The following is a 23,170-nucleotide window of genomic DNA, read 5'->3' on the forward strand; positions in this document are numbered from 1 at the left end:
CTGCCTGAACCACATGCCATGCCGAGCGGGCATCGGGCGATCATTACTTGTTATTGGACGCCCTCGGTAATCAGTGTTCACTATGGGTTCATCCGGTCGCAGCGCCTTGCCGGCCACTGTTGCGTCGGCGGTGGCGTTCACTGCGGCACGCCAGCCCGAAAGGACACACGACGTTGTCCGACCTCCACACCCGACTGGCAGAGCGGGGCCTTCGTCTGCCGAAGCCCCCAGCACCCAACGGCACCTACGTCCCCTACGTCCGCTCCGGGAGCCAGGTGCTCGTGGCCGGGCAGACCTGCCTGGCCGATGGGCAGCCCCAGTACGAAGGGGTCGTAGGCGTCGATCTCAGCATTGCGGAGGCGCAGGAAGCCGCAGCTCTGTGCGCGCTCAACGCACTGGCCGTCGCCGTTCTCGCATGCGACGGCGACTTCGACCGGCTCAGGATGCTGAAGCTGACGGGGTATGTGCGCTGCGCCGACGACTTCGCCGAGCAGCCGCGTGTGGTGGACGGCGCCTCCGATCTGCTGATCCTGGCACTCGGCGAGCGGGGTCGGCACGTCCGCGCCGCGGTCGGGGCGCATACACTGCCGCGTCGGGCCCCGGTGGAGATCGAGACGCTGTTCGAGGTGGCGCCGTGAGCGGGAAGAACGTCGAGACGGACGTCGTGCCCGGCTTCGGGATCGACGCAATCCGCGAGGCCGCGGTCCGGCTGTCCGAGCGCGTGGTGCGGACGCCGTTGCTGAATTCCCCCATGCTGGACGAACTCATCGGTGCCCGCGTCTGGGTCAAGGCGGAATGCCTGCAGTTGACGGGCTCGTTCAAGGTGCGGGGAGCGCTCAACACCGTCCTCTCCCTCGCCCCGGAGGCCCGGCGTTCGGGAATCGTGACCTACTCGGCGGGCAACCACGGCCAGGGCGTGGCCGCGGCGGCCAGGCTCGTGGAATGCCGGGTCTGCGTGGTCATGCCGCGAACGGCCCCACGCGTCAAGGTGGACAACTGCCGCTGGTGGGGAGCCGAGACGGTCTTCTACGACCCGCAGACCGAGGACCGGGAAGAAATCGCCGAGGCTATCGCGCGGGAGCGCGGCATGACGCTGGTCCCTCCGTTCGACGACCCCCGGGTGATGGCGGGACAGGGCACTGTCGGCCTGGAAATCGCCGAGCAACTGAGGGAGCAGCAGACGGCGCCCGACGCGGTTCTGATGAACTGCAGTGGCGGCGGCCTGTCCTCCGGCGTCATCACCGCACTGGGCCACGAGTTCCCGGGCCGGCTGGCGAACCACATCGTCGAACCGGCCGGGTTCGACAAGATGGCCCGGTCTCTGTCGACCGGCCAGGTCTGTGCAAATCCCCGTCCTCCGGGGGGCGTCATGGACGCGATCGGCGGTCCCGTGGTCGGCGCACGCCCGCTGGCCGTCCTGAGCAACTACGACGTGACCGGGCTGACCGTCACTGATGACGAGGCCCTTGCCGCCGTGGGGGTGGCCCACCAACTCCTCAAGATCGTCGTCGAGCCGGGCGGCGCCGCGTCGCTGGCGGCGCTGTTGGCCCGGAAGACCGATCTGCGGGGCAAGACCGTGGTGATCGTGGCCTCGGGCGGCAATGCCGACGGGGAGGTGTACCGCCAGGCCGTGGCGGGCCTGGGCGGGGAAGCACACTGATGGCACCGCGGCGGGACCGAGAGGGTGGCCACGCCGGTCTCGGGGGAGCGAAGTCCCACCGCGGACCCACAGATGAGTGCAGGCTCGTGGATCCCGGTCAGCTGCGGCTGCTGGCGTTGATCGAGGAGTTCGGCACGTTGACCGCGGCCGCTCATCGCACTGAGCCTCCGCCAACTTGAAGTCGCTGGTCAAAAGGCTGGTGTGACGGTATTCCGAGGTGCTCGCGCTGGTCGTGGACTGGAGACTGTGAAGTAGATCTTCTGCCAAAGCTGTATCGCATTCCTTTTCCGCTGATCACCGTGCCATGAGAGGCCTGGGGACGGCGTTGCCGTCAGGCAAACTAGGCGGCAGTACGGAAGCGGTGGTTGGTACGGGGGAGGCGTGATGGACTCGGTGTGGGGCGTCGTTGGCCTTACCCTGGAACGCCGTCGTTGACCTCGCCGCGGGCCGCAGGCGCCGCGCTCTTCCGCTGGCTGGCGGTCCTGGTTCGGCGGAGGCCGAAGGCGGAGACCGCCGTTCCCAGCAGCACCATGACCACCGGGACTACGAGGGCGGTTCGGTAGGCGTCCAGCACCGCGTCCGGTGAGCCATCGGTGCCGTCCACGGCGATCCCGTACACCGCGGTCACCGCGGAGATCCCGACCGCTGAGCCGAACTGGGTGAACGTGTACAGCAGCCCGCCGGCCAGGCCCTGCTCCTCCTTGGCCACGCTGTCGGTCGCCGCGATGGTGAGCGGACCGTAGGCGAGGGCGAAGGCGGTGCCCGCGATGATCAGGCTCGGGAACATCGCCGCGTATGACCAGTCCATCTCGACCAACAGGAAGAGCCCGTAGGCCACGATCGCCAGCAGGAAGCCGCCGAAGATCACCCGGCTGTTGCCGTAGCGGTTCACCAGGCGCGGGGTAAGGGTGGGCGCCAGCACGGCGTCGCAGCCCATGACGATCAGCGCGATGGCGGCCTGCAGGGAGGGCCATCCGCGCAGCTCCTGCAGGTAAAGCGTGACGATGAACTGGAAGCCGAAGAACGCGCCCAGGAAGAGCAGGGCGCCGAGGTCGGCCCGCACCATCGCGGCTTTGCGGAAGATCCCCAGCCGGACGAGCGGCGCTTTGGCGCGCCGTTCGATCACGATGAACGCCCCCACCAGCGCCAGCCCGGCGGCGAGCGCGCCGAGAGTCAGCCCGAGCCCTTCGCCGCGGTGCTCGAGCCGGACGATGCCGTAGGCGAGCAGCAGCATCGCGCCGGCGGCGGCGGCCGCGCCAACCAGGTCGTAGCCCTGTTGCGCGGGCTCGGGGCGGGCCTCGGCCGGCAGCAGCCCGAGCGCCGCGAGCAGGATGGCGCCGGCCAGGAACACCGGGGCGAAGAACACCCAGCGCCAACCGAGTTCGGTCAGCAGCCCGCCGATGACAAGGCCCAGCGAGAAGCCGCCGGCGCCGACGCCGGCGAAGACCAGCAGGGCCTTGTCGCGCTGCGGCCCCTCCGGATACGAGGTCGTGATGATCGACATGGCGGCGGGGGTCATGAAGGCCGCCGCCACGCCGGTGACGAATCGGGCCACGACCAGCATCCAGCCGTCGGTCGCGAAGCCGCCCAACATGGAGAAGACCAGGAAAACGCCCAGCCAGGTGAGGAACATCCGCCGCCTGCCCAGCAGATCGGCGGCGCGGCCGCCGAGCAGGGTGAAACCGGCGTAGCCGAGCACGTAGCCACTCATCACCCACGCTGTGGTGCCGGTGCTCAGACCGAGATCGGCGCGGATGGTGGGCACGGCAACGGCCAGCATGGCGACGTCGCTGCCCTCGAGGAAGATCGTTCCGCACAGGACGAGTAGCAGGGCCCAGGCCCGTCCGCTCTTGCGGGCCGTCGGGAGGGTGGACACGGATCCGCTCTTCATCTGCTGAGTCGCTTGGTCATTTCCGGTTCATCAGCGGCGGAGGCTGTTCGTCGCGGAACCTGCGCGAGCCCAGCCACGTCGCCCGTGCCCGCACGTTGAACCATCCATCCCGGAGCCTCCACAGTTGCCATGGCCGCGACCGTACCGAGCAACAAGCAACCGAGGCCACACCTTTTGTCTGTACCCGGAGGTTCGCGTGGGTGGTCAATGCAGAGGTTAAAGAAGAAGCTCAGCGGTTGACTTCAAGGTTCGTCAGGACGAGCAGGGCGCGCAGGAGGTGGGTGACGCGGACGGGGTTCGCGCGGAGCTTGGTGAGAGTCCGCCAGTTCTTGAGGTGGGCGAAACCATGCTCAACCGGTACGCGGCCGGTGGCGAGGACGCGGTTGGCGACCCTCCGACCGGTGGTGAGCTTGTGGGCGCGGGGCGCGGGGCGCGGGGCGCGGGGCGCGGTGAAGCCGGTAACGATCACAGGGTCGCGTATGTCGTTGTCCAGGCCGCGGAAGCCGAGGTCCGCGAGGGCCCCGAGGCCGGCGGCGCGCAGGTGAGTCACGACGTGGTCGTGGCGGGCGGCGGTGATGTCGTGGGTGCGGCCGGGCCGGGCGGCGGATATCCAGATCAGGCGGCCTCTCTCGTCGGTCAGGGCAAGGAAGTGCAGGCCGTGGCGGCGGTGTTTGCCGGAGTAGTTCCGTCGGTCGGCTCTTCCGGTGCGGCGCTGGGTGGGAATGAGGGTGCCGCGATCAGGACTACCTCACCTCCCCGTTTCGCGATCTTCCTCAGGGCGCGGTCCAGGCGAGGGGCCTGTGCGGCGAGCAGTCCGATCAGCTCGTCGCGCCAGCGGCGGACGGTGGACTCGGAGACGTTGCTGCCGCCAGCCATGTCGGCCAAGCGCTGGTCATGGCGCAGCACTGCCAGGACGATCACCGCGATCTTCCCGGGCGGCAGGATCCGCCACCGGGACCGTGTCGCCTTCAGGTGGCGGCGCAACACGTCGGCTAGGTGGTTGACGGTGCTCGTGGACAGTGACAGACGGCATTGGTAGACAAGCGGGCAGCTGTCCTCGGTGCGTGCTTCGGTTCTCGTCACACAGCTTCAACGGCCGCCGGGGGCACCCCGGTTACGCCCGTGCCGCACGGCTGCGGGTGGCGGCGCCCCAGGTCACAGTCGGGTGGTGAACCGGCCGTCAGGAAGCTTGCGCAGCCAGCCGCGATCAACGAGTCTGACCAGCTTCCCGCGCAGCGGTTCCAGCTTGGCCCGCACGCTGACGTCCACGCCCACCACTTCACCGACCTGCCGGGCCATGACCGGTCCGGCGGCCTGCCGCACGGCGGCGAGGATGCGCTGGTAGTCCAACGGGAGCGTGCTCTCCTCCACGTCCGGCACGCGATGCGGGATCAGCGTGACCGACCGACCACCCACCTGGCCCGATACCGGCGCGGCCGATGCGCGCTCGTCGGCCAGCTGCTCGCTCACGCGCTCAAGGGCGCGCTCGGCGACGGCGAGTTCGTCCCGCTCGGCCCTTACTTCCGCCAGCTCCTTGGCCAGTCGCTCTTCGCGTTCATCGAGTTCCGCGCGCCGCGCGGTGATCCGTTCCAACAACTCGGGATCCATGCACCGGATCGTAGAAGGCCACCCGGACGCAGCGAGCAGGAAACTGCAAACCGACCGCTGACAAACGATCTACTCCTCAGACAGCCGCCCACGACCAGGGCGAGTACCCCGAGAACCGGTCACACCAGGCCTTTGACCTGCAACTTCAAGTTGGCGGAGGCTCACTGCAGCTCACGTCTGCTGCCGTGACGCAGCAGGTGGCCAGGGCCGAGCGCGAGTGGCAGGTGTCTCTCGTCGTGCGCGGGCCGCGGGGAGCGGGGCTCACCGAGGCCGGTGCGGCGCTCGCGAGGCACGGGCGGGCCGTCGAGGAAGCGGCGGAGCGTGCCGCGGCGGACACGTCCGCGCTGCTGGGGCATCTGTCGCTGCGTCTGCGGGTCTGTGCCTTCCAGGCCGCTGCTGCGCACTTGGTGCCTCCGGCGCTGCCCGCCCTGCGTCACCGCCCTGCGGACGCCGACGTCTCCGCGGTCGACCTGCGCGACGAGCCATGGGTGGCGATCGTGGCCGGACACGCCGCCCGTGAACAGCTCGACCGGGCCGCGGGCGAGGCGCAATTCAGCCCCAGGGTTCGGTTCGAAACGGAGTCCTACCACGTGGCCCAGGCGTGGTCGGCGCAGGCAGTGGCGTGGCCCGGATCTCGCGCCTGGCACTGACCAACACTCCTGGTACGACCCACCGCGAGCGGGTCGGGCCGCGAACGCACCGCGAGATCCACGCGGTGACCCAGGCCGACACGACGCTCACCCCGCTGGTGGACGTGTCCCTCGGGCTGCTGCGCGACGTCGCACGCGAGCGCGCCGCCACCGGGCCTCAGCCGACAGGAGCTGGCTGACGGTCTCCGCGCGGACATGGACACGGACACGGACACGGACATGGACACGGACACGGAGGCGGGCCGTGCCCTCCATCACTGTCCGCCTCCGGTCCCCACGCACACCGCACGTGCCGCCTGGACCCCGGTGCGGTGTGGGGCCCCGAACGGCACGTCTACGCCGCGGTGTGCGGCTCTGCGGTCCGCGCCAGGACGCGCCGGGCCCGCTCCAGTACCGGTCTGTCGACCATCTGCCCGTCCACCGTGGTGACCGACTCGGCCGAGCCGAGGACCGCGTGCGCCCAGCGCAGTTCGTCTTCCGTCGGTGCGAACCCCTCCGCCACCGCCGCGAGTTGGTCCGGGTGGACGCACAACTTTCCGGTGAAGCCCAGCCGCCGGGCGTGCGCGACGTCCGTGTGGAGTGCCTCCGGGTTTCGTACGGCTGTGGTGACGCCGTCGACGGGTGGGCAGCTGCCCGCCGCTGCCGCGGCGAGGACCAGCCGCGAGCGGGTGTGCAGCAGGGCCTGGTGGTCGTCGTGGGCGACGCCCAGCTGGGTGGCCAGGTCGACGTTGCCGAAGGCGGCCCGTACGACGCCGGGGACCGCGCACACCTCGTGGGCGCGCTCGATGCCGAGGGCGGTTTCGAGCAGCGGGAGGATCCCGCAGCGCCCAGCCGTACGGGCACCGATGTCGGCGAGGACGGCCGGGTCCTCGGCTTTGGGCACCATGACCGGGCAGCCGTGCTCCGCGGCTGTGCGCAGGTCGGCATCGGACCAGGGGGTGCCGGGCGGGTTGACGCGTACGACGGCCCGGTTGCCGAGGGCGAGCCAGCCGGCGGTGTGGTCGCGGGCATCGTCCTTGTCCTCGGGCGCGACGGCGTCCTCCAGGTCGATGATGACCAGGTCCGCGCCGGCGGATGCCGCCTTGTCGAAGCGGTCGGGCCGGCTGCCGGGCACGAAGAGCAGGCTCCTGGCGGTGGCGATGCCGTCGCGGTCCGGCAGGCTCATGCGAACGTCACCTCCGCGGTCGCGTGCGCTGCCTCCCGGTGCGTGGCCACGTGCAACCGGGCCTGCCCACCGGTGGCCGTGCCGTCGGCCAACAGGTGTTCGTCGGCGAACACCGGCCGGTGCAGCCGGTAGGACAAGGACCGGACCTGCCGCTCCGGGGCGCTGCGGCGGACCAGTTCGAGCATGAGCAGGGCCAGCAGCGGGCCGTGGACGACGAGGCCGGGATAGCCCTCTACCTCGCGGCAGTACGGAGCGTCGTAGTGGATGCGGTGTGCGTTGGCGGTGAGCGCGCTGAAGCGGAACAGCAGCGTCGGATCCGGTTGCAGGCGCAGCTGCCACGGGCCCTCGGCCGTGGGGACGCTCTGGTCGTCCAGCGTTGCCGGATGCTGCCCGGTGCCGCGGCCCGACCGGTAGACGATGTCCTGCTCCTCGACGAGGCAGAGGCGGCCGCTCTGCCGGAACTCCTGGCGTTCGGTGACGAACAGCAGCTCGCCGGTGCGTCCCTGCTTGGGTGTGACGGCCTGCAGGCTGCTGACGCGTGCGGCCGGTGCGCCCAGCCGGAGCGGTTCGGTGATCTCGCAGCGGCCGCCTGCGAACATGCGCTGCCGGTCGGGGACGGGCGGCAGGAAGCGTGCTTCGCGCAGGTGCCCGTCGGGGCCGAGTTCGTGCTGGGCGGGCCAGTTGAGGAAGTAGAGCCACTGCCACAGCGGTGGCAGCGGGTCTCCGGACTTGACGGCGGGGGCGGGCAGGTCCAGCAGGGCCGAAAGGGCGGCTGCCGGGCCGGGCGGCAGGTCGTCCTCGTCCGTTGCCGGTTCGGGGTGCCACGACTCCACGTAGGAGGCGAGCGGAGTGGTCATGGTGTCAGCTTCCTTGGTGGGTGGGTGCGGTGGTCAGGTCGGAGGGAGCTCCCGCCGTCCCGGCCTCCAGCAGGGAGGCGCGGGACGGTTCACGTACGAGCAGGGTGGCCAGGAATGTCAGCGCGATGCACGCGGTGACGTACCAGAAGAAGACGATCTCGTGGCCGTTCTTCCTCAAGGCCAGTGCGATGGGTTCGGTCAGGCCGCCGAAGGTGGCCGTGACCAGGGCGTGCGGCAGTCCCACGCCGAGCGCGCGCACCTTGGTGGGGAACATCTCGGCCTTGATGATGGCGGCCAGGGCGGAGTATCCGCTGGTGAAGGCCAGGGCGACGGTCATGAGAAGGAAGACGAGCCACGGACTGCGGGTGTGTCCGAGGACGGTCATGATCGGCACGGTCAGGAACATGCCGCAGAGGGAGAAGCCGAACATGACCGGGCGTCTGCCGATCCGGTCCGACAGGGCTCCCGCGGCCGGTTGCAGCAGCATGTAGACGAACAGGGCGCAGAAGCCGATGAGGGAGACCGTGGACTTGGCGAGGCCGGCGGTGTTGACCAGGTACTTCTGCAGGTAGGTGGTGTAGGTGTAGAAGGCGACCGTGCCGCCGATGGCCAGTCCGAACACAGCGAGGAGCTGGCGCGGGTACTCCCTGAACAGAGCGATCAGGCCCTTGCGTTCCTCGACGGCCGGGTCCTGGGCGGTCGTCCTGGCCTGCTCCTGCCGGAAGTGCTCGGATTCCTCCATCGACCGGCGCAGGTACATCACGACCAGACCTGCCACGGCGCCGATCACGAACGGGATCCGCCAGCCCCAGCTCTGCAACTGTGCGTCGGTGAGCGTGTTCTGCAGGCCGATCGCCACGACGAGGGCGGCGAGCTGGCCGAGCACGATGGAGACGTACTGGAAGCTGGAGTAGAAGCCGCGTCGGTTCGCGGGCGCGATCTCGGCGAGATAGGAGGCGCTGGAGCCGAACTCGCCACCCACGGAGAGACCCTGGGCCAGCCGGGCGACGACCAGCAGAAGCGGCGCACCGAGGCCGATGGTGTCGTGGCCCGGGGCCAGGGCGATGGTGAGAGAACCGAGGCTCATCAGGGTGACCGACAGGGTCAGTGCCCCGCGGCGCCCGAACCGGTCCGCGTACGCGCCGAGAAGCCAGCCGCCGAGGGGGCGCATGAGGAAGCCGACGGCGAAGACGACTGCGGTGGAGAGGAGTTGGGCCGTCTGGTTGCCGTCGGGGAAGAAGACGGAGGCGAAGTAGACGCTGAAGGTGGCGTAGACGAACCAGTCGTACCACTCGATCAGATTGCCCAGGCAGCCGCGCATCACGTTCGCGGTGACCTGGGAGCGGCCGGGGAGGGAGGTGCGGCTCTGCGACATGGGAAGCTCCGTTGCTTTCGTCACGTCGGCGAACGGCTCGTTCGGGGCCGCTCAGCGCAGGACGAAGGGATTGCCGGTGGGAGCGCCGGTGTTGATCCAGACGCTCTTGTCCTCCAGGTACGCGGTGACGGCGCCGATGCCGTTCTCCCGGCCGATCCCGGAGTCCTTGAAGCCGCCGAAGGGCGTCAGATAGCTCACCGCGCGGTAGGTGTTGACCCAGACGGTGCCGGAGCGGACGCGGTCGGCCATGCGGAAGGCGCGGCCCATGTCGCTGGTCCACACACCGGCCCCGAGGCCGTAGCGGCTGTCGTTGGCGATCTCGACCGCCTCGTCCTCGTCCTTGAACGGGATGACCGCGAGGACAGGGCCGAAGACCTCCTCCTGGGCGATGCGCATGGTGTTGCGCACGCCGGTGAAGACGGTCGGTTCGACGAACCAGCCGCCGCCCTCGGCCGCCCTGCCGCCGAGGGCGAGCCGGGCGCCTTCCTTCCGCGCGATCTCGATGTAGCCGAGGACCTTGGCGTACTGCGCGGGTGTGGTGATGGGGCCGACCTGGGTGTCCTCGTCCATCGGATCACCCACCCGGGCCGTGGCCGCGAGGTCGACCAGGCGGGCCACGACCTCGTCGTGCACGTCCTCCTGGACCAGTAGCCGGGAGCCCGCGATGCAGGTCTGCCCGGTGGCGGCGAAGATGCCGGATACGGCGCCGTTCACGGCGGCTTCCAGATCGGCGTCGGCGAAGACGATGTTGGGTGACTTGCCGCCGAGTTCCAGGCTGACGTGCTTGAAGTCGCGGGCGGCGGCTTCACCGATACGTCGGCCGGTGGCATCCGAGCCGGTGAAGCTCACCTTGCGGACCAGGGGATGTTCCACCAGGGGTGCGCCGACGTCCTGGCCGAAGCCGGTGACGACGTTGAACACGCCGGGTGGCAGCCCCGCCTCGTTGAAGAGCCGGGCCAGCTCCAGGGTCGAGGCCGAGGTGAATTCGGACGGCTTGACCACCACGGTGCAGCCCGCTGCCAGGGCCGGGGCGATCTTCCAGGCCAGCAGCAACAGCGGGGAGTTCCAGGGCGTGATGACCGCGACGACCCCGACGGGTTCCATCTTCGTGTAGGCGAAGTAGCCCTTCTTGTCCAGCGGCGGAACGGTGCCCTCGATCTTGTCGGAGAGCCCGCCGTAGTAGTGGAACCACTGGGGGATGTAGGCGACCTGTCCGTGCATCTCCGTGAACAGCTTGCCGTTGTCGCGGACTTCGAGTTCGGCGAGATGACGGGCGTTGTCGGCGATGGTGTCGCCGAGCCGGCGCAGCAGGGCGCCGCGCGCGCTGGCGGTCAGGTCGGCCCAGGGGCCGGTGCGCAGGGCGCGGTCGGCGCCTCGTACCGCCGCGTCGACGTCCTCGGGCCCGCCCTTGGGGATCTCCGCCCACGGAGTGCCCAGGTAGGGGTTGTCGCTGGCGAACCACTCGCCGCCGATGGGCGCCCGGCCCTCGCCGTCGATGTACATCTCGTAGCGCTGCATGGGGGACACCGCCGGTCAGAAGGTGCTCAGGCCGAGAGCGGCACGGAAGGAGTTCTTGTTCGCGACGCCGTCACGAGGCGGCAGGGCACGGGGCGGCTCGGCGGGGGTGATCAGTACCTGCGCGTACGTCGTGGCCGCGCGCGCCCTGATGCGTGCGGCGAGGTCCTCGGTCTGCGCCAGGTCGCCGATCCGGAGGGCGTCGCGGATACCGAACCCCTGGGCCACGGCGACCAGGTCGGTGCCCAGGCCGGTGTGGCTGGGCTGCATACCGGTCTCGCCGAAGTGGGCGTTGTCCAGGACGACGAGGGTGAGGTTGGGCGGGAGCTGGGCGCCGATGGTGGCCAGCGTGCCGATGCCCATGAGGTGTTCGCCGTCTCCGGTGATCGCCACGACCGGGCGGTCCGGCCGGGCGAGGGCGAGTCCGAGGGCGAGCGGGGCGGCGGCGCCCATCGCGCCCCAGAGGTAGAAGTTGGTGGGACGGTCGCCGGCGGCGAAGGCGTCGTAGCTGGGGGAACCGAGCCCGGTGACGATCAGCGTGTCCTCGGGGAGCCGGGCGGTCAGATCGGCGACGAAGCGGCGCCGGTCGAGTCGTACGTCAGTGGTGGTCATCAGTCGCGCTCCCACTTCTTGCGGCCGATCAGCTTCTGTCCGAGGAGTACGGCGACGCGCTCGCCCGCCTCGAACACCGAGTCCAGCGCGGCCTCGACGCTCTCCTCGACCTCTTCGGGGGTGTCGGCGCGCAGCACGGTGATCCCCATCAGTTCGAGGGCCTGCTGGGTGGTACGGCCCATGGGGCCCTGCCAGGGGTTGAACTCGGCGTACTCGCCGCGCATGGTCACCAGCGTCAGGAAGGGGAACTGGCACATCTGCAACAGGGAGAACATGTTGACGCAGTTGCCGACGCCACTGCTCTGCATCAGCAGCGCGGCGCGCTGTCCGCCGAGCCAGGCGCCGCTGACGACGGCGACGCCCTCCTCCTCAGTGGTCAGCACGACGTCGTGGATGGCGGAGTCGCGCTGGGCCTCGCGGATGGTGTGGGAGTGGCCGGAGTCCGGCACGTAGGCGATCTGCTGAATGCCGCGCTTCTTGAGTGCGGCGAAGACGTCCTCCTGCCAGGGGGGCGGTGCGGGTGCGTGTGTCTGGCTCATCCGATGCGACTCCGCTGCTCGATGGCTTGTTCGGGCCTGCTGGTGGCTCGAAGTGCCCATCATCATGAGTGCTGATGGATGAGGTTGAACAATAGAAAGGCGTAATCCTCGTATGCGGGAGGCGTATGGCTACACCTCCGGCGCGGTCCCCGGTCCGCTCAGTCCGTGAGGAACGCCGAGACCAGGGCGCTCGCCTCGGCTCCGCACTCCTCGAAGTACGCGTGCCGGGCTCCGCGGAAGAGGCGGGTGCGGGTGTCGGGGATGCGGTCGGCGAGCAGGGGGAGGTTGTCCGGCGGGGCCATCCGGTCCCGGTCGCCGTGGAGGATCAGCGTGGACGCGGCGATGGCCGGCAGGGCGTCCCAGGCGTCGTGCTGGTTGCTGGCGAGCAGATGGCCGCGCCGGGCGTGCGGGGGCGCGCCCGGGTCACCGAGGGTGTTGTAGGGGCCGGGGTGCGCGGTGCGCCAGGCCGGGGAGTACATCAGGTCGATGAGCGCCTCGCGGGCGGCTCGCGGATCGGTCTGGGCCAGGGCGCGCCGCACGGAGGTGTCCCGTTCGACGGCGTGCGGGCCGCCGGGGGTGGTGCAGCCGAGGACGAGACGCCTGACCCGCTCGGGGTGCCGGGCGGCGACCCACTGAGCGACCCGGCCGCCCATGGAGGTGCCGTAGACATCGGCGCGCTCGATGCCCAGGTCGTCGAGGACGGCGATCACGTCTTTGGCGAACTGCTGGGTGGAGTACCCGGTCTCGGGCTTGTCGCTGGCGCCGGTTCCTCGGTAGTCCATGGTGATCGTGCTGTGCGTGCCGTGGAAGTCCTCGCGTATGCCGTCCCACCAGTGGTGGTTGTTCGCCTGCCCGGCGAGGAGCACGAGCGGGGAACCGGCTCCCCTGCGCTGGTAGGCGAGTGCGGTGCCGTCCTCGGCGCGGGCGAAGGCGTACGGCAGTGATGCGGCGTCCGTCATGGTCGTGTCCCTCGGGCGGTGCTGATGTGGTGGCAGGTCACTCGGTTTCGGCAGCGCCGCCCGATTCCAGGAGCTGGGCGGATAGCCATCGGCCCTCGGCCACTGCTGAGTGGATCCGGTGCACCAGCTCGCGGGCGACGACCTCGACGGCGGGCGGTGTCCGGCCGTATCTGGGGGTGGCGAGGACGATCGAGCGCCACACGTCGGGTTCGGCGAGCGGTGCGGCGCTCAGCGTGCCGTTCGCGACGTCCTCGGCGATGGCGATGCCGGGCAGCACGGTCCAGCCGTGCCCGGCGAGGACGAGCTGCTTCTGTACCGGCATGGAGTTGGTCTGGACGGCGACGCGCAGCTCGGCCCCGGCACGGCTCGCCGCCGCGTCGATCAGGGCGCGCAGCGCGTGACCGGTGGCGGGCATGACGAGGGGATGGGCGGCGGCCTCGGCGAACGGGGCCGGCCGGTCGGCTCGCAGGCCGGCCGTCGCGGGGGCGACCACCCACAGGTGTTCGCGCACCAGCGGGCGGGCGTTGAGCGAGGGGGTGGTATCCAGGTTGTACAGCAGGCTCAGGTCCAGGTCGCCGTCGTCGAGCCACTGCTGGAGATGCCCGGAGTAGGCGGTCATCAGCCGCAGTTCGACACCCGGGTGATCGCGCGCCACGGTGGTCACGAGCGCTTCGGCCAGCAGCTCGGCGGTGCTCTCGAGCAGGCCGACCGTGACGATGCCGGTCACCTCACCTGGGGTGGGCCGTACCTCGGCGCGGGCCCGCTCCAGCTCGTTCAGGGCGCGCCGGGCGCGGTCCACCATGATCGCCCCCGCGTCCGTGGGGCGCATGCCCTGACGGGTGCGCTCGAAGAGGGGCACGCCCAGCTCCTGCTCCAGCGTGCGGATCTGCCGGGTGACGGCGGGCTGCACCAGGTGCAGCAGCTCGGCGGCGCGGGTGACGCTGCCGACCTCGGCGACGGTGACGAGCGCCTTGAGCTGTTTGACGTCCACGGTCTCTTCCTCCGCCGCCATCCTCGGTCGGCATGACTGGATCACGAATTGCTATTTCACTCTTGCTGACATGAGTCTCCATGATGGTACTCCCCGGTTCGGGACCAGAAACCTTCCTGGAGGTCACCCATGGCCACGTTCCCCGAAGACCTGCCGCTGTCCGGCATCACGGTCGTCAGCCTGGAGCAGGCGGTGGCCGCCCCCTTCGCCACCCGTCAACTCGCCGATCTCGGAGCCAGGGTGATCAAGGTGGAGCGCCCGGGAGGCGGCGACTTCGCGCGCCGTTACGACACCACGGTGCACGGCGAGTCCAGCTACTTCGTCTGGCTCAACCGGTCGAAGGAGTCCCTGACCCTCGATCTGAAGTCCGACCGCGGGCGACAGATCCTGGAGCGACTGCTCGCAGGGGCCGACGTGTTCGTGCAGAACCTGGCTCCGGGCGCGACGACCCGCATGGGCTTCGGCACCGAGGCCCTCGCGGAACGCTTCCCGTCCCTCATCCCCTGTTCCGTCTCCGGCTACGGCACCAGCGGGCCGTGGGCCGACCGCAAGGCGTACGACCTGCTCGTGCAGTGCCAGACCGGCCTTGTCTCCCTGACCGGAAGCCCGGACGAGCCCGCCCGGGCCGGGATCTCGATCGCCGACATCGCTGCCGGCATGTACGCGTACTCGGGCATCCTCGCCGCACTGTTCACCCGGGCCACCACAGGCGTCGTACGGGCCGTCGAGGTGTCGCTGTTCGAGGCACTGGCGGAATGGCTGAGCCAGCCCGCCTACTACACCCGCTTCGGCGGCACCCAGCCCCCGCGGGTCGGCACCCAGCACGCCACCATCGCCCCGTACGGCGCCTACACCTGCGCCGACGGCGAGGACGTCCTGTTCTCCGTCCAGAACGAACGCGAATGGGCCGCGCTGTGCGAGAAGATCCTCGAAGCCCCCGGCCTCGTCGACGACCCGCGCTTCACCACCGGCTCGGCTCGCGTGGCCCATCGCGGGGAACTGAACGCGATCGTCTCCGAGCGCTTCACGGAGTCGGACAGCGGCGAGGTGATGAAACTGCTGGAAGAGGCCGGCATCGCCAACGCGGGCGTCAACGACATCGAGGGCTTCCTGGGACATCCCGTGCTCGCCGGGCGGAAGCGGTGGCAAAACGTCCGCATCCCCGGAGGAACGGCGGTCCCAGCACTGCTGCCTCCGGTGGACCTGGCCGGCAGCTCCCCGCGCATGGACGCCGTCCCCGCGGTCGGCGAACACACCGAACGGATTCTGGCCGAACTGGGACACAGCACGGCCGACATCTCCGCCCTGCGCGCCGAGCACGTCCTGTGACACCGGCCCGCCCGGACAACGCGATCCACCCAAGGAGCATCACAGCATGAGCACTCTCGACACCCTGTCCGAGGACGAGCGGTTCATCGTCAGGACCGTGCACGACTTCGTGGACAAGGAGGTGAAGCCGGTCGTCCAGGAGCTGGAGCACACGAACACCTATCCCGAAGCCCTGATCGAGCAGATGAAGCAGCTCGGCATCTTCGGCCTCGCGGTCCCCGAGGAGTACGGCGGCACTCCCGTCTCCACTCCCTGCTACGTCCTGGTCACCGAGGAACTGGCGCGCGGCTGGATGAGCCTGGCAGGCGCCATGGGCGGACACACCGTCGTCGCGAAGCTGCTACTGCACTTCGGGACGGACGAGCAGAAGCGCCGGTACCTGCCGAAGATGGCCACCGGCGAGATCCGCGCGACGATGGCTCTGACCGAGCCGGGCGGCGGCTCGGACCTCCAGGCGATGAGCACCGTCGCCCGCAAGGGCCCCGACGGGTACGTCGTCAACGGCGCCAAGACGTGGATCACCAACTCCCGGCGCTCCCAGCTGATCGCGCTGCTGTGCAAGACCGACCCCGACGCGAGCCCCGCGCACAAGGGCATCTCCATCCTCCTGGTCGAGCACGGCCCGGGCCTGACCCTCTCCCGCGACCTGCCCAAGCTCGGCTACAAGGGCGTGGAGAGCTGCGAGCTGTCCTTCGAGGACCACCGAGCACCGGCCGACGCCGTACTCGGCGGCGTCGAGGGCAAGGGCTTCACGCAGATGATGAAGGGTCTGGAGACCGGCCGACTCCAGGTCGCCGCCCGCGCCCTCGGCGTCGGCCGCGCGGCCCTTGAGGATGCCCTGGCCTACGCGCAGCAGCGGGAGTCGTTCGGCAAGCCGATCTGGCAGCACCAGTCCATCGGCAACTACCTGGCGGACATGGCGACTTCGCTGACCGCGGCACGGCAGCTCACCCTGTACGCGGCCCGGGAGGCGCAGGCCGGGCGCCGGGTGGACATGGAGGCGGGGATGGCGAAGCTCTTCGCCTCCGAGACGGCCATGCAGATCGCTCTCAACGCCGTTCGTATCCACGGCGGTTACGGCTATTCGACCGAGTTCGACGTCGAACGCTACTTCCGCGACGCGCCCCTGATGATCGTCGGTGAGGGCACCAATGAGATCCAGCGGAACGTGATCGCGAGCCAGTTGGTCAAGCGAGGAGGACTTGACGCGTGAAGATCGTGGTGTGTGTGAAGTACGTGCCCGACGCCACTGGTGACCGGCACTTCGCCGATGACCTGACCGTCGACCGCGACGACGTGGACGGTCTGCTCTCCAGCCGGCCGGGGTGGATATCACGGCGCTGCATGACGAGTACGGTGCGGCCCTCGACCAGGTCATCACCGCCAAGCTGGAGGGGCGGGGTTGGGCGGAGCCGCCCGAGCCCGCCCCCGTGGTGGTATTCGATGCGCTCGCTGGTGCGGAGATGGACATCGACGCAGTGCTCGACGATTGGGCCAGGGCCTGCCCGATCGGCGCGGAGTGAATCGGGCAGGCCCTGGCGGATTGAGAGGAAGCGGCCGTTCTCTGTCGCGGCCTATGCCGCGAGCCAGGCCGCCTGGTCGGGCGCCAGCAGACCGTTCGTGACAGGGCCGCTGGCCAGCAGGATCGAGGTGTGATCGGGCAGCCGGTAGGGCTCGGTGGAGAGGTTGACTACGCACACGAAGCCAGGGTCGCGCCGGAAGGCGAGGACTCCGGAGGGGGCGTCGAGCCAGGTCATGGTGCCGTCGCCGAGGGCGGGGTTCTCGCGGCGTAGGCGGAGGGCGGTGCGGTACAGCTCCAGCATCGAGGTCTCGTCGCCGGTCTGTGCCTCTACGCCGCGTTCGCCCCAGTTCGCGGGCTGCGGCAGCCAGGGTTCGGCGGAAGAGTTCTCGGGGCTGAATCCGAAGGGGGCGCTCCGTCCGGACCAGGGGATGGGGACACGGCAGCCGTCACGGCCGTGGTCGGTGTGTCCGGAGCGTTCCCAGATGGGGTCCTGGAGGACGGCCTCGGGCAGGTCCTCGACCTCCGGGAGGCCGAGTTCGTCGCCCTGGTAGATGTAGGCGCCGCCGGGGAGGGCGAGCATGAGCAGGGCGGCGGCGCGGGCGCGGTGGGTGCCGAGTTCCACGTCGACGTCGCCTTCGGGCTGGTAGCGCTCGTTGGGTACCCACCGTGCGACGGTCTTGCGGGCGTAGCGGCTGGTGTGGCGCATGACGTCGTGGTTGGACAGGACCCAGGTGGCCGGTGCGCCCACCGCGTGGAGCATGGCGAGGGAGCCGTCGATGACCGCGCGGAGGCCCTTGGCGTCCCAGCTGGCCATGAGGAAGTCGAAGTTGAATGCGGTGTGCAGGCCGCCGGGGCGGACGTAGGCGGCCAGCCGTTCGGGGGTATCGGCCCAGGCTTCGGCGACGAAGCAGCGGTCGCCCTCGAACTCGTCGGCGACCTTGCGCCAGGTGCGGTAGATGGCGTGGACCTCGTCGCGGTCCCAGTGCGGGTGCTGGATGTGGTGCCCAGGCTGTCCGTCCGCCGGGTGGGCGAGGGGCGGCAGGTCGGGCAGTTCGGGGTCCTTGACGAGGCCGTGGGCGACGTCGATGCGGAAGCCGTCGACGCCCCGGCTGAACCAGAACCGCAGGATGGACTCGAACTCGGCGTGGACTTCCGGGTGTTGCCAGTTGAGGTCGGGTTGTTCGGGGGCGTACAGGTGGAGGTACCACTCGCCGTCGGGCAGGCGGGTCCAGGCGGGGCCGCCGAAGCAGGAGACCCAGTCGTTGGGTGGCTCTGTGCCGTCGGGCCCGCGGCCGGGGCGGAAGATGTAGCGCTCGCGCTCCGGGCTGCCGGGCCCGGCCGCGAGGGCGGCCTGGAACCAGGTGTGCTGGTCGGAGGTGTGGTTGGGCACGATGTCGGGGATGATGCGGATCCCGTGCTGGTGTGCTTCCTCGATGAGCTGCTCGGCGTCGGCGACTGTGCCGAACAGCGGGTCGATCTCGCGGAAGTCGGCGACGTCGTAGCCGCCGTCGGCCATCGGGGACTTGTACCAGGGGTTGATCCAGAGGGCGCCCACCCCCAGCTGCTTGAGGTAGGGCAGGCGGGAGCGCAGGCCGGCGATGTCGCCGACGCCGTCGCCGTTTCCGTCGGCGAAGCTGCGGATGTACACCTGGTAGATGACGGCGCTGCGCCACCAGGGCGTGGTGGAGGGCATGGTGCTGAGAGGGTCCTTTGAGAGGGGGACTGTGGGGGGAACCGGTGGCTACTTGGCCGCGCCCGCGGTGAGTCCGGCGACGATGCGGCGCTGGAAGATGAGCACCATGATCACCAGGGGGACGGTGACCAGGACGCCCGCTGCCATCTGGCTGCCGAAGGGGATGTCGAACTGGGTGGCGCCGGTGAACTTGGAGATGGCGACCGGCGCGGTCTGCATCTGCTGCTTGTTCGTCATGGACAGGGCGATGAGGAACTCGTTCCAGGCGGCGATGAAGCTGATGATCGCCGTGGTGAAGATGCCCGGTGCGGCGAGCGGGATGATGACCTTGCGGAACGCTTGGCCCCGGGTGCAGCCGTCGATCATCGCGGCCTCCTCCAGTTCGTCCGGCATCTGCCGGAAGAACGTGGTCAGGTTCCACACCGCCAGCGGCAGCACGAAGGACATGCTCGGCACGATCATCGCCTGGTATGTGTTGATCCAGCCGATGTCCGCGAACAGCTTCAGCAGCGGGACCACGATCGACACCACCGGGAACATCGAGGTGGCGATGATCAGGGTGAGGATCAGTCGCTTGAACCGGAACTCCAGCCGTGCCATCGCGTAGGCGGTGAACGTGGCCAGCAGCAGCGCCAGTGCGGTGGTGATGCCGGAGACGATCAGGCTGTTGAGCAGGGCGCGGCCGAATCCCTGGGAGGGGTTGAAGACCGCCCGGTAGTTCTCGAACGACACCGAAGAGGGGAACAGCGAGGTGTCGAAGATGTCGGAGGTGCGGCGCAGGCTGGAGACGAGCATCCAGTAGAAGGGGGCCAGGCAGTAGGCCACTACCGCGGCCACTCCAAGGTAGAGCAGCCAGGTTCGCCATTTCGCCGCGGTCGTCATGCCGACACCTCCGCACCGTCTCGCACCGAGGTGCGTCGTAGCCTGGGCTTGCGCTTGGGCTTGCGTGGGCCGCCGACGTCACCGACGACGTCCGCGCCCAGCAGCCGGACGAAGCCCAGCGCGATGAGGAAGACGTAGAAGAAGAGGAGCACCGCGTAGGCGGCGGCCGGTCCGAAGCGGACGTTGGACGCCTCGTTCTGGGCGAGCATCGACAGGGTTTCCACCGAGTTCTTCTGGGCGCCGATGAGGATGTAGGGCAGGTCGAACATCCGCAGCGCGTCCAGGCAGCGGAAGAGCACCGCCACCAGCAGGGCCGGCTTCACCAGCGGCAGGGTGATCCGCCAGAACTGGGCGAGCGGGCCGGCCCCGTCGATCCGGGCCGCCTCGTACACCTCCTTCGGGATGACCTGCAGGCCGGCCAGGACCAGTAGCCCGATGAAGGGGGAGGTCTTCCACACCTCGGCGATGATGACGGCGACCTTGGCGTGGAAGCCCTCGGTGGTCCACAGGACCTGGTGGCCGAGAAGGGCGTTGGCGATGCCGTCGCTATTGAAAATCCACCGCCACAGCAGGCCGGAGATGGCCGTGGGTACGGCCCAGGGGATGAGGATGCTGGCGCGGATCAGGGCCCGGCCGCTGAACGCCTTGTGCATGATCAGCGCCATGGCCACGCCGATCAGGGTCTCCAGACCCACCGTGACGACGGTGAAGAACGTGGTGTTCCAAAAGGCGTTCCAGAACCGGTCCCCGGCGGCGCCGAAGATGTCGGCGTAGTTCTGCAGCCCGACGAACGGTTCGGTGTCGCTGATGAAGCCGGTCTTCGGATCCAGGCCCTTGGCGCCCAACAGCGACTCACGGAACGCCATGATCGTCGGGTAGAGCACGACGACAGTCAGCACCAGGAGCGTCGGCGACACCAGCAGTGCCGCCGTCCGCCCCGAAGCCGCCCAGGCCGCCCACTTGCTTCCCTTCACCGGCACGGTGGGCGTTCCTGGACGGCCCGCTGCCGTGCTGGTGGGGCCGTCCGCGGCGGTACCGGGTGGGATCTCGGTGTCGACCACGGCTTCCCTCCTCACTGTGCCGCGGACTTCCGCAGCTCGGCCTGCAGGTCCTTCAGCGCCCGCGCGCTGCTCTTGTCACCGTTCAGGGCCGCGTACGCTTCCTGCTGGATCGCCGAGGACGCGTCGCCGTACTGGACCACCCGGGGGCGCGGCACGGCGTTCAGGATCGACTTCTTCAATACCGGCAGGTACGGGTACTGCTTGACCAGCGCCCGGTCGTCGTACAGGGCCTGGTACGGCGGGGCGAGCGAGGCGTCCTTGAGGAACGTGCTCGCGCTGTCCTGACTGGTGAAGAACTTCATGAAGTCCAGCGCCGTGGCCTTGTTCTTGGCGAAGGACGACAGGGCCACGTTGTGGCCGCCCAGGCTGGAGGAGCCTGCCCCGTTCAGGCCGGGCAGCGGCGCGACCGCGAACTTGCCCGCGACCTTGCTCTTCTCGGCCTGCGAGTACATGTACGGCCAGTTGCGCAGAAAGACCTGCTTGCCGGACTGGAACGCCTGGCGGCCTTCCTCCTCCTGGTAGGTGATGGCCTCCTTCGGGATCGTGCCGTCCTTGAAGGAGCCGACGAGGAAGTCCAGGCCCTTCTTCGCCTCAGGCGTGTCGACGTCGGGCTTGCCCTTGGCGTCGGTGACGACCCCGCCGGCGGAGTTCACAGCCTCGGCGAAGTTGACCGTCAGACCCTCGTACTTCTGGAACTGCCCGGCGTAACAGGACATGCCCTTGGCCTCGGGCAGCTTCTTGACCTCGGCGCAGTCGGCCTTCATCTGCGCCCACGTCGCTGGCGCGGCGCTGACCCCGGCCTTCTTCAGCAGATCGGAGCGGTAGTACAGCAGGCCGCCGTCGGAGGCCGCCGGGACCGCGTACAGATTGCCGCGGTACTTGCCCGTCTCCACCGTCGGCTTGAGTATCTTGCCCAGCGGGAACTGGCCGGTGGGCAGCTGGTCGATCCACCGGTGGGCGGCGAACTCCGAGGTCCACACCACGTCCAGGGAGAGCACCGTGTAGGCGTCGGACTTGGTCTCGGCGTTTTGAATCATCTGCTGGCGCTGCTGGTTCACATCCGCCGGCAGCTGGACGAAGGTGACCTTCTCCTTCGGGTGCGCCTTGTTCCAGCGGTCGATCACCTTCTGCACGACGCCGGAGCTGTCCTTGGCGGCCGCGTACGTGATCGGGCCACGGCCGGTGAACGACGGGATCTTGGACTGCCCCGAGGAACTGCCGCTGTCGGAGGAGCCGCAGGCGGTGAGGACGAGCCCAGCGGTGACGAGCACGGCCGAGCACTGAAGGACTCTGGTGGTTCTGGCGTTCACTGTCTCTCCTGGACGTGCGGAACCGAAGTCTCGGCGGGGCGCCCTGTAGGGAGTAGCTACCGAGATGACTCTGGGCTGGCTCTGTTGCGAGACTGTGCTGTCACGGCGGTTTTGTCGACCAAAAGCGCAGGTCAAAGCCCCGAAGGATGACTTCATGGCGACGGCTCGGCCTCCACTGAGACAACGCTTGCACGCTAAGAGTGCACTCACCGGAAGTCAATGCGTAACGTCGCGGTAGCGCGGATGAATCAGACGACCGATACCGCGTAAATACTGGGCGTAACTGGTATTTCACCTCCGAAAGTCGCTGTGACAGCGCTGTCACAAAGTCTCCCGTCAGAGGCACGAACTGTGCTAACTTCCGCTCATGGCACCAGCTCAGCGGCACCCCACGTTGGCCGACGTCGCCGAACGGGCGGGGGTCTCCCCGTCCACCGTCTCGCGCACGATGCGCGGCCTGACCTCGGTCTCACCCGAGGTCCGTGCCCGCGTCGAGAAGGCCGCCCGTGAGCTGAACTTCGCGATCTCGCGGCAGGCGTCGAGTCTGGTCACTGGCCGGACCGGAGTCATGGCGGTGCTCGTGCCCACGCTCGACTCGTGGTTCATGGGAGCGGCGCTGTCCAGCCTGGGGCCGCTGCTGCGCGAGGCCCGCATGGAACTGACCGTGTACGTGGTCCCTGATCTGGACGAGCGGGCCGCGTTTTTCGAGCGTTTGCCGGCCCGCCGCAACGCCGACGCGCTACTGGTGTTCTGCTTCGACCTCAACAAGGAAGAGACCGCCCGGCTGGACGACCTCGGCATGCCGGTCATCTACATCAGCCAGCACGTCGAGGGCCGCCCCAGCGTCTACGTCGACGACGTCGCCGGCGCATCCAAGGCCACCCGCCACCTGATCAACCTCGGACACCGCCGGATCGCCTTCGCGCACACCATCAACGCCCGCGGCTTCAGTTTCAGCTCACGCGAGCGCCTCCTCGGCTACCGGCAGGCGCTCACCGAGGCAAGCATCCCCCTGGACGACGATCTGGTGGTCACCACCCCGCCCCGCGACAAGCGCGGCACCACCCAGGCCGTCGGGAAGTTGCTGAGCCTGCGCGAACCACCTACGGCGATCTTCGCCGAGCAGGACGAACTGGCGGCCTCCGTCATCCTGAGCCTGCGCACGGCACAGATCGACGTACCAGAACGGATCTCCGTCCTCGGCTTCGACGACCAGTTGATGGCCGAATGGCTCGACCTGTCGACCGTGGCCCAGTCCCCCTCAGACATGGGCCGAGCCGCTGGCGAACTGGCCCTGAAACTTATCAACGACTCCGAGGCGGACCGCGAACAGCATGTCGTCCTGCCCACACACCTGATCCCGCGGGGGACCACTGCCCCGCCACCCAGCCCGCAGGGCGGGCGAGAGACCGACGGACAGCCGAATGGAACCGCTCGCCATGTCGTCCGCTGAGCGACGTCGCGCCGGGCCCGCCGCGCTGTCGACGGCGGGTCGTCGGCGGCTGTCGAGCGGCTTGGTGTGTCGGGCGCGGCGATCACATTGTCCGGAAG

The 23,170-nt window shown here is 69.3% G+C and carries 24 protein-coding genes and 1 pseudogene; 9 read left to right on the forward strand and 16 right to left on the reverse strand.

Going from position 1 to position 23,170, the window contains the following annotated elements:
* Positions 1 to 173 precede the first annotated feature (173 nt).
* Both ACZ6CL_RS20075 and ACZ6CL_RS20080 read left to right on the forward strand, forming a co-directional pair.
* Positions 174 to 638 (forward strand): RidA family protein, encoded by a 465-nt coding sequence (locus tag ACZ6CL_RS20075; protein WP_468937475.1) that lies wholly within the window; start codon positions 174 to 176, stop codon positions 636 to 638.
* Positions 635 to 1,660: a threonine ammonia-lyase gene (locus ACZ6CL_RS20080; RefSeq protein WP_468937476.1), complete on the forward strand. Its 1,026-nt coding sequence runs from the start codon at positions 635 to 637 to the stop codon at positions 1,658 to 1,660. Before ACZ6CL_RS20075 ends, ACZ6CL_RS20080 begins: the two co-directional genes overlap by 4 nt.
* Before the next feature lie 412 nt (positions 1,661 to 2,072).
* Here ACZ6CL_RS20080 and ACZ6CL_RS20085 read toward each other — a convergent pair whose 3' ends face one another.
* The 4 genes from ACZ6CL_RS20085 to ACZ6CL_RS20100 form a co-directional block, all read right to left on the reverse strand.
* Entirely contained in the window at positions 2,073 to 3,551 is a 1,479-nt protein-coding gene (locus tag ACZ6CL_RS20085; RefSeq protein WP_468937477.1) for an MFS transporter, read from the reverse strand.
* Between the two features lie 229 nt (positions 3,552 to 3,780).
* Positions 3,781 to 4,275 carry a transposase family protein gene (locus tag ACZ6CL_RS20090; protein WP_468937644.1) on the reverse strand — a complete coding sequence of 165 codons (495 nt, stop codon included), beginning with the start codon at positions 4,273 to 4,275 and terminating at the stop codon, positions 3,781 to 3,783.
* Positions 4,188 to 4,634 carry a hypothetical protein gene (locus ACZ6CL_RS20095; RefSeq protein WP_468937478.1) on the reverse strand — a complete coding sequence of 149 codons (447 nt, stop codon included), beginning with the start codon at positions 4,632 to 4,634 and terminating at the stop codon, positions 4,188 to 4,190. Before ACZ6CL_RS20095 ends, ACZ6CL_RS20090 begins: the two co-directional genes overlap by 88 nt.
* Positions 4,635 to 4,706: 72 nt before the next feature.
* Positions 4,707 to 5,159, reverse strand: a complete 453-nt coding sequence (locus tag ACZ6CL_RS20100) for a hypothetical protein (RefSeq protein ID WP_468937479.1) — start codon at positions 5,157 to 5,159, stop codon at positions 4,707 to 4,709.
* 164 nt (positions 5,160 to 5,323) lie between these two features.
* Here ACZ6CL_RS20100 and ACZ6CL_RS20105 point away from each other — a divergent pair, with 164 nt between their 5' ends.
* Both ACZ6CL_RS20105 and ACZ6CL_RS20110 read left to right on the forward strand, forming a co-directional pair.
* Positions 5,324 to 5,809 carry a LysR substrate-binding domain-containing protein gene (locus ACZ6CL_RS20105; RefSeq protein ID WP_468937645.1) on the forward strand — a complete coding sequence of 162 codons (486 nt, stop codon included), beginning with the start codon at positions 5,324 to 5,326 and terminating at the stop codon, positions 5,807 to 5,809.
* Entirely contained in the window at positions 5,782 to 5,988 is a 207-nt protein-coding gene (locus tag ACZ6CL_RS20110) for a hypothetical protein (RefSeq protein ID WP_468937480.1), read from the forward strand. Before ACZ6CL_RS20105 ends, ACZ6CL_RS20110 begins: the two co-directional genes overlap by 28 nt.
* A 155-nt stretch (positions 5,989 to 6,143) precedes the next feature.
* On the opposite strand, the gene ACZ6CL_RS20115 is transcribed toward ACZ6CL_RS20110, so the two are convergent.
* The 8 genes from ACZ6CL_RS20115 to ACZ6CL_RS20150 form a co-directional block, all read right to left on the reverse strand.
* A complete protein-coding gene (locus tag ACZ6CL_RS20115) occupies positions 6,144 to 6,974 on the reverse strand; it encodes an HpcH/HpaI aldolase/citrate lyase family protein (RefSeq protein ID WP_468937481.1) in 831 nt (276 codons plus the stop codon).
* Positions 6,971 to 7,831 (reverse strand): HTD2 family dehydratase, encoded by an 861-nt coding sequence (locus tag ACZ6CL_RS20120; RefSeq protein WP_468937482.1) that lies wholly within the window; start codon positions 7,829 to 7,831, stop codon positions 6,971 to 6,973. Before ACZ6CL_RS20120 ends, ACZ6CL_RS20115 begins: the two co-directional genes overlap by 4 nt.
* 4 nt (positions 7,832 to 7,835) lie before the next feature.
* A complete protein-coding gene (locus ACZ6CL_RS20125; protein ID WP_468937483.1) occupies positions 7,836 to 9,206 on the reverse strand; it encodes an MFS transporter in 1,371 nt (456 codons plus the stop codon).
* 51 nt (positions 9,207 to 9,257) lie between these two features.
* Positions 9,258 to 10,724 (reverse strand): aldehyde dehydrogenase, encoded by a 1,467-nt coding sequence (locus tag ACZ6CL_RS20130; RefSeq protein WP_468937484.1) that lies wholly within the window; start codon positions 10,722 to 10,724, stop codon positions 9,258 to 9,260.
* 15 nt (positions 10,725 to 10,739) lie between these two features.
* A complete protein-coding gene (locus ACZ6CL_RS20135) occupies positions 10,740 to 11,333 on the reverse strand; it encodes a thiamine pyrophosphate-dependent enzyme (protein WP_468937485.1) in 594 nt (197 codons plus the stop codon).
* Positions 11,333 to 11,872, reverse strand: coding sequence for a phosphonopyruvate decarboxylase (locus ACZ6CL_RS20140; protein ID WP_468937486.1), 540 nt, complete (start codon positions 11,870 to 11,872; stop codon positions 11,333 to 11,335). Before ACZ6CL_RS20140 ends, ACZ6CL_RS20135 begins: the two co-directional genes overlap by 1 nt.
* 158 nt (positions 11,873 to 12,030) lie before the next feature.
* A complete protein-coding gene (locus ACZ6CL_RS20145) occupies positions 12,031 to 12,831 on the reverse strand; it encodes an alpha/beta fold hydrolase (RefSeq protein ID WP_468937487.1) in 801 nt (266 codons plus the stop codon).
* A gap of 37 nt (positions 12,832 to 12,868) precedes the next feature.
* Positions 12,869 to 13,822: a LysR family transcriptional regulator gene (locus ACZ6CL_RS20150; protein WP_468937488.1), complete on the reverse strand. Its 954-nt coding sequence runs from the start codon at positions 13,820 to 13,822 to the stop codon at positions 12,869 to 12,871.
* Between the two features lie 129 nt (positions 13,823 to 13,951).
* Between ACZ6CL_RS20150 and ACZ6CL_RS20155 the strand changes: the two genes are divergently transcribed.
* The 4 genes and pseudogenes from ACZ6CL_RS20155 (at position 13,952) to ACZ6CL_RS20170 (ending at position 16,674) form a co-directional block, all read left to right on the forward strand.
* Positions 13,952 to 15,151, forward strand: coding sequence for a CaiB/BaiF CoA transferase family protein (locus tag ACZ6CL_RS20155; RefSeq protein WP_468937489.1), 1,200 nt, complete (start codon positions 13,952 to 13,954; stop codon positions 15,149 to 15,151).
* A 46-nt stretch (positions 15,152 to 15,197) separates the two neighbouring features.
* Positions 15,198 to 16,364, forward strand: coding sequence for an acyl-CoA dehydrogenase family protein (locus tag ACZ6CL_RS20160; protein ID WP_468937490.1), 1,167 nt, complete (start codon positions 15,198 to 15,200; stop codon positions 16,362 to 16,364).
* A pseudogene (locus ACZ6CL_RS20165) lies at positions 16,361 to 16,465 on the forward strand (electron transfer flavoprotein subunit beta); the annotation flags it as partial. The gene ACZ6CL_RS20160 and the pseudogene ACZ6CL_RS20165, both read left to right, overlap by 4 nt.
* An 11-nt stretch (positions 16,466 to 16,476) precedes the next feature.
* A complete protein-coding gene (locus ACZ6CL_RS20170; RefSeq protein ID WP_468937658.1) occupies positions 16,477 to 16,674 on the forward strand; it encodes a hypothetical protein in 198 nt (65 codons plus the stop codon).
* A gap of 51 nt (positions 16,675 to 16,725) precedes the next feature.
* Here ACZ6CL_RS20170 and ACZ6CL_RS20175 read toward each other — a convergent pair whose 3' ends face one another.
* Genes ACZ6CL_RS20175 through ACZ6CL_RS20190 form a run of 4 tightly spaced genes read right to left on the reverse strand, consistent with a single transcriptional unit; the run spans position 16,726 to position 21,619 of the window.
* Entirely contained in the window at positions 16,726 to 18,366 is a 1,641-nt protein-coding gene (locus tag ACZ6CL_RS20175; RefSeq protein WP_468937491.1) for a glycoside hydrolase family 13 protein, read from the reverse strand.
* A 48-nt stretch (positions 18,367 to 18,414) separates the two neighbouring features.
* Positions 18,415 to 19,248, reverse strand: a complete 834-nt coding sequence (locus ACZ6CL_RS20180; protein WP_468937492.1) for a carbohydrate ABC transporter permease — start codon at positions 19,246 to 19,248, stop codon at positions 18,415 to 18,417.
* A complete protein-coding gene (locus ACZ6CL_RS20185; RefSeq protein ID WP_468937493.1) occupies positions 19,245 to 20,309 on the reverse strand; it encodes a carbohydrate ABC transporter permease in 1,065 nt (354 codons plus the stop codon). Before ACZ6CL_RS20185 ends, ACZ6CL_RS20180 begins: the two co-directional genes overlap by 4 nt.
* An 11-nt stretch (positions 20,310 to 20,320) precedes the next feature.
* Positions 20,321 to 21,619 carry an ABC transporter substrate-binding protein gene (locus tag ACZ6CL_RS20190; RefSeq protein ID WP_468937494.1) on the reverse strand — a complete coding sequence of 433 codons (1,299 nt, stop codon included), beginning with the start codon at positions 21,617 to 21,619 and terminating at the stop codon, positions 20,321 to 20,323.
* A 367-nt stretch (positions 21,620 to 21,986) separates the two neighbouring features.
* Between ACZ6CL_RS20190 and ACZ6CL_RS20195 the strand changes: the two genes are divergently transcribed.
* The gene (locus ACZ6CL_RS20195) at positions 21,987 to 23,072 is read left to right on the forward strand and encodes a LacI family DNA-binding transcriptional regulator (RefSeq protein ID WP_468937495.1); all 1,086 of its coding nucleotides are present in this window, start codon (positions 21,987 to 21,989) and stop codon (positions 23,070 to 23,072) included.
* The last annotated feature ends 98 nt before the right edge of the window (positions 23,073 to 23,170 follow it).

This window comes from Streptomyces sp. NPDC041200, assembly GCF_055591805.1.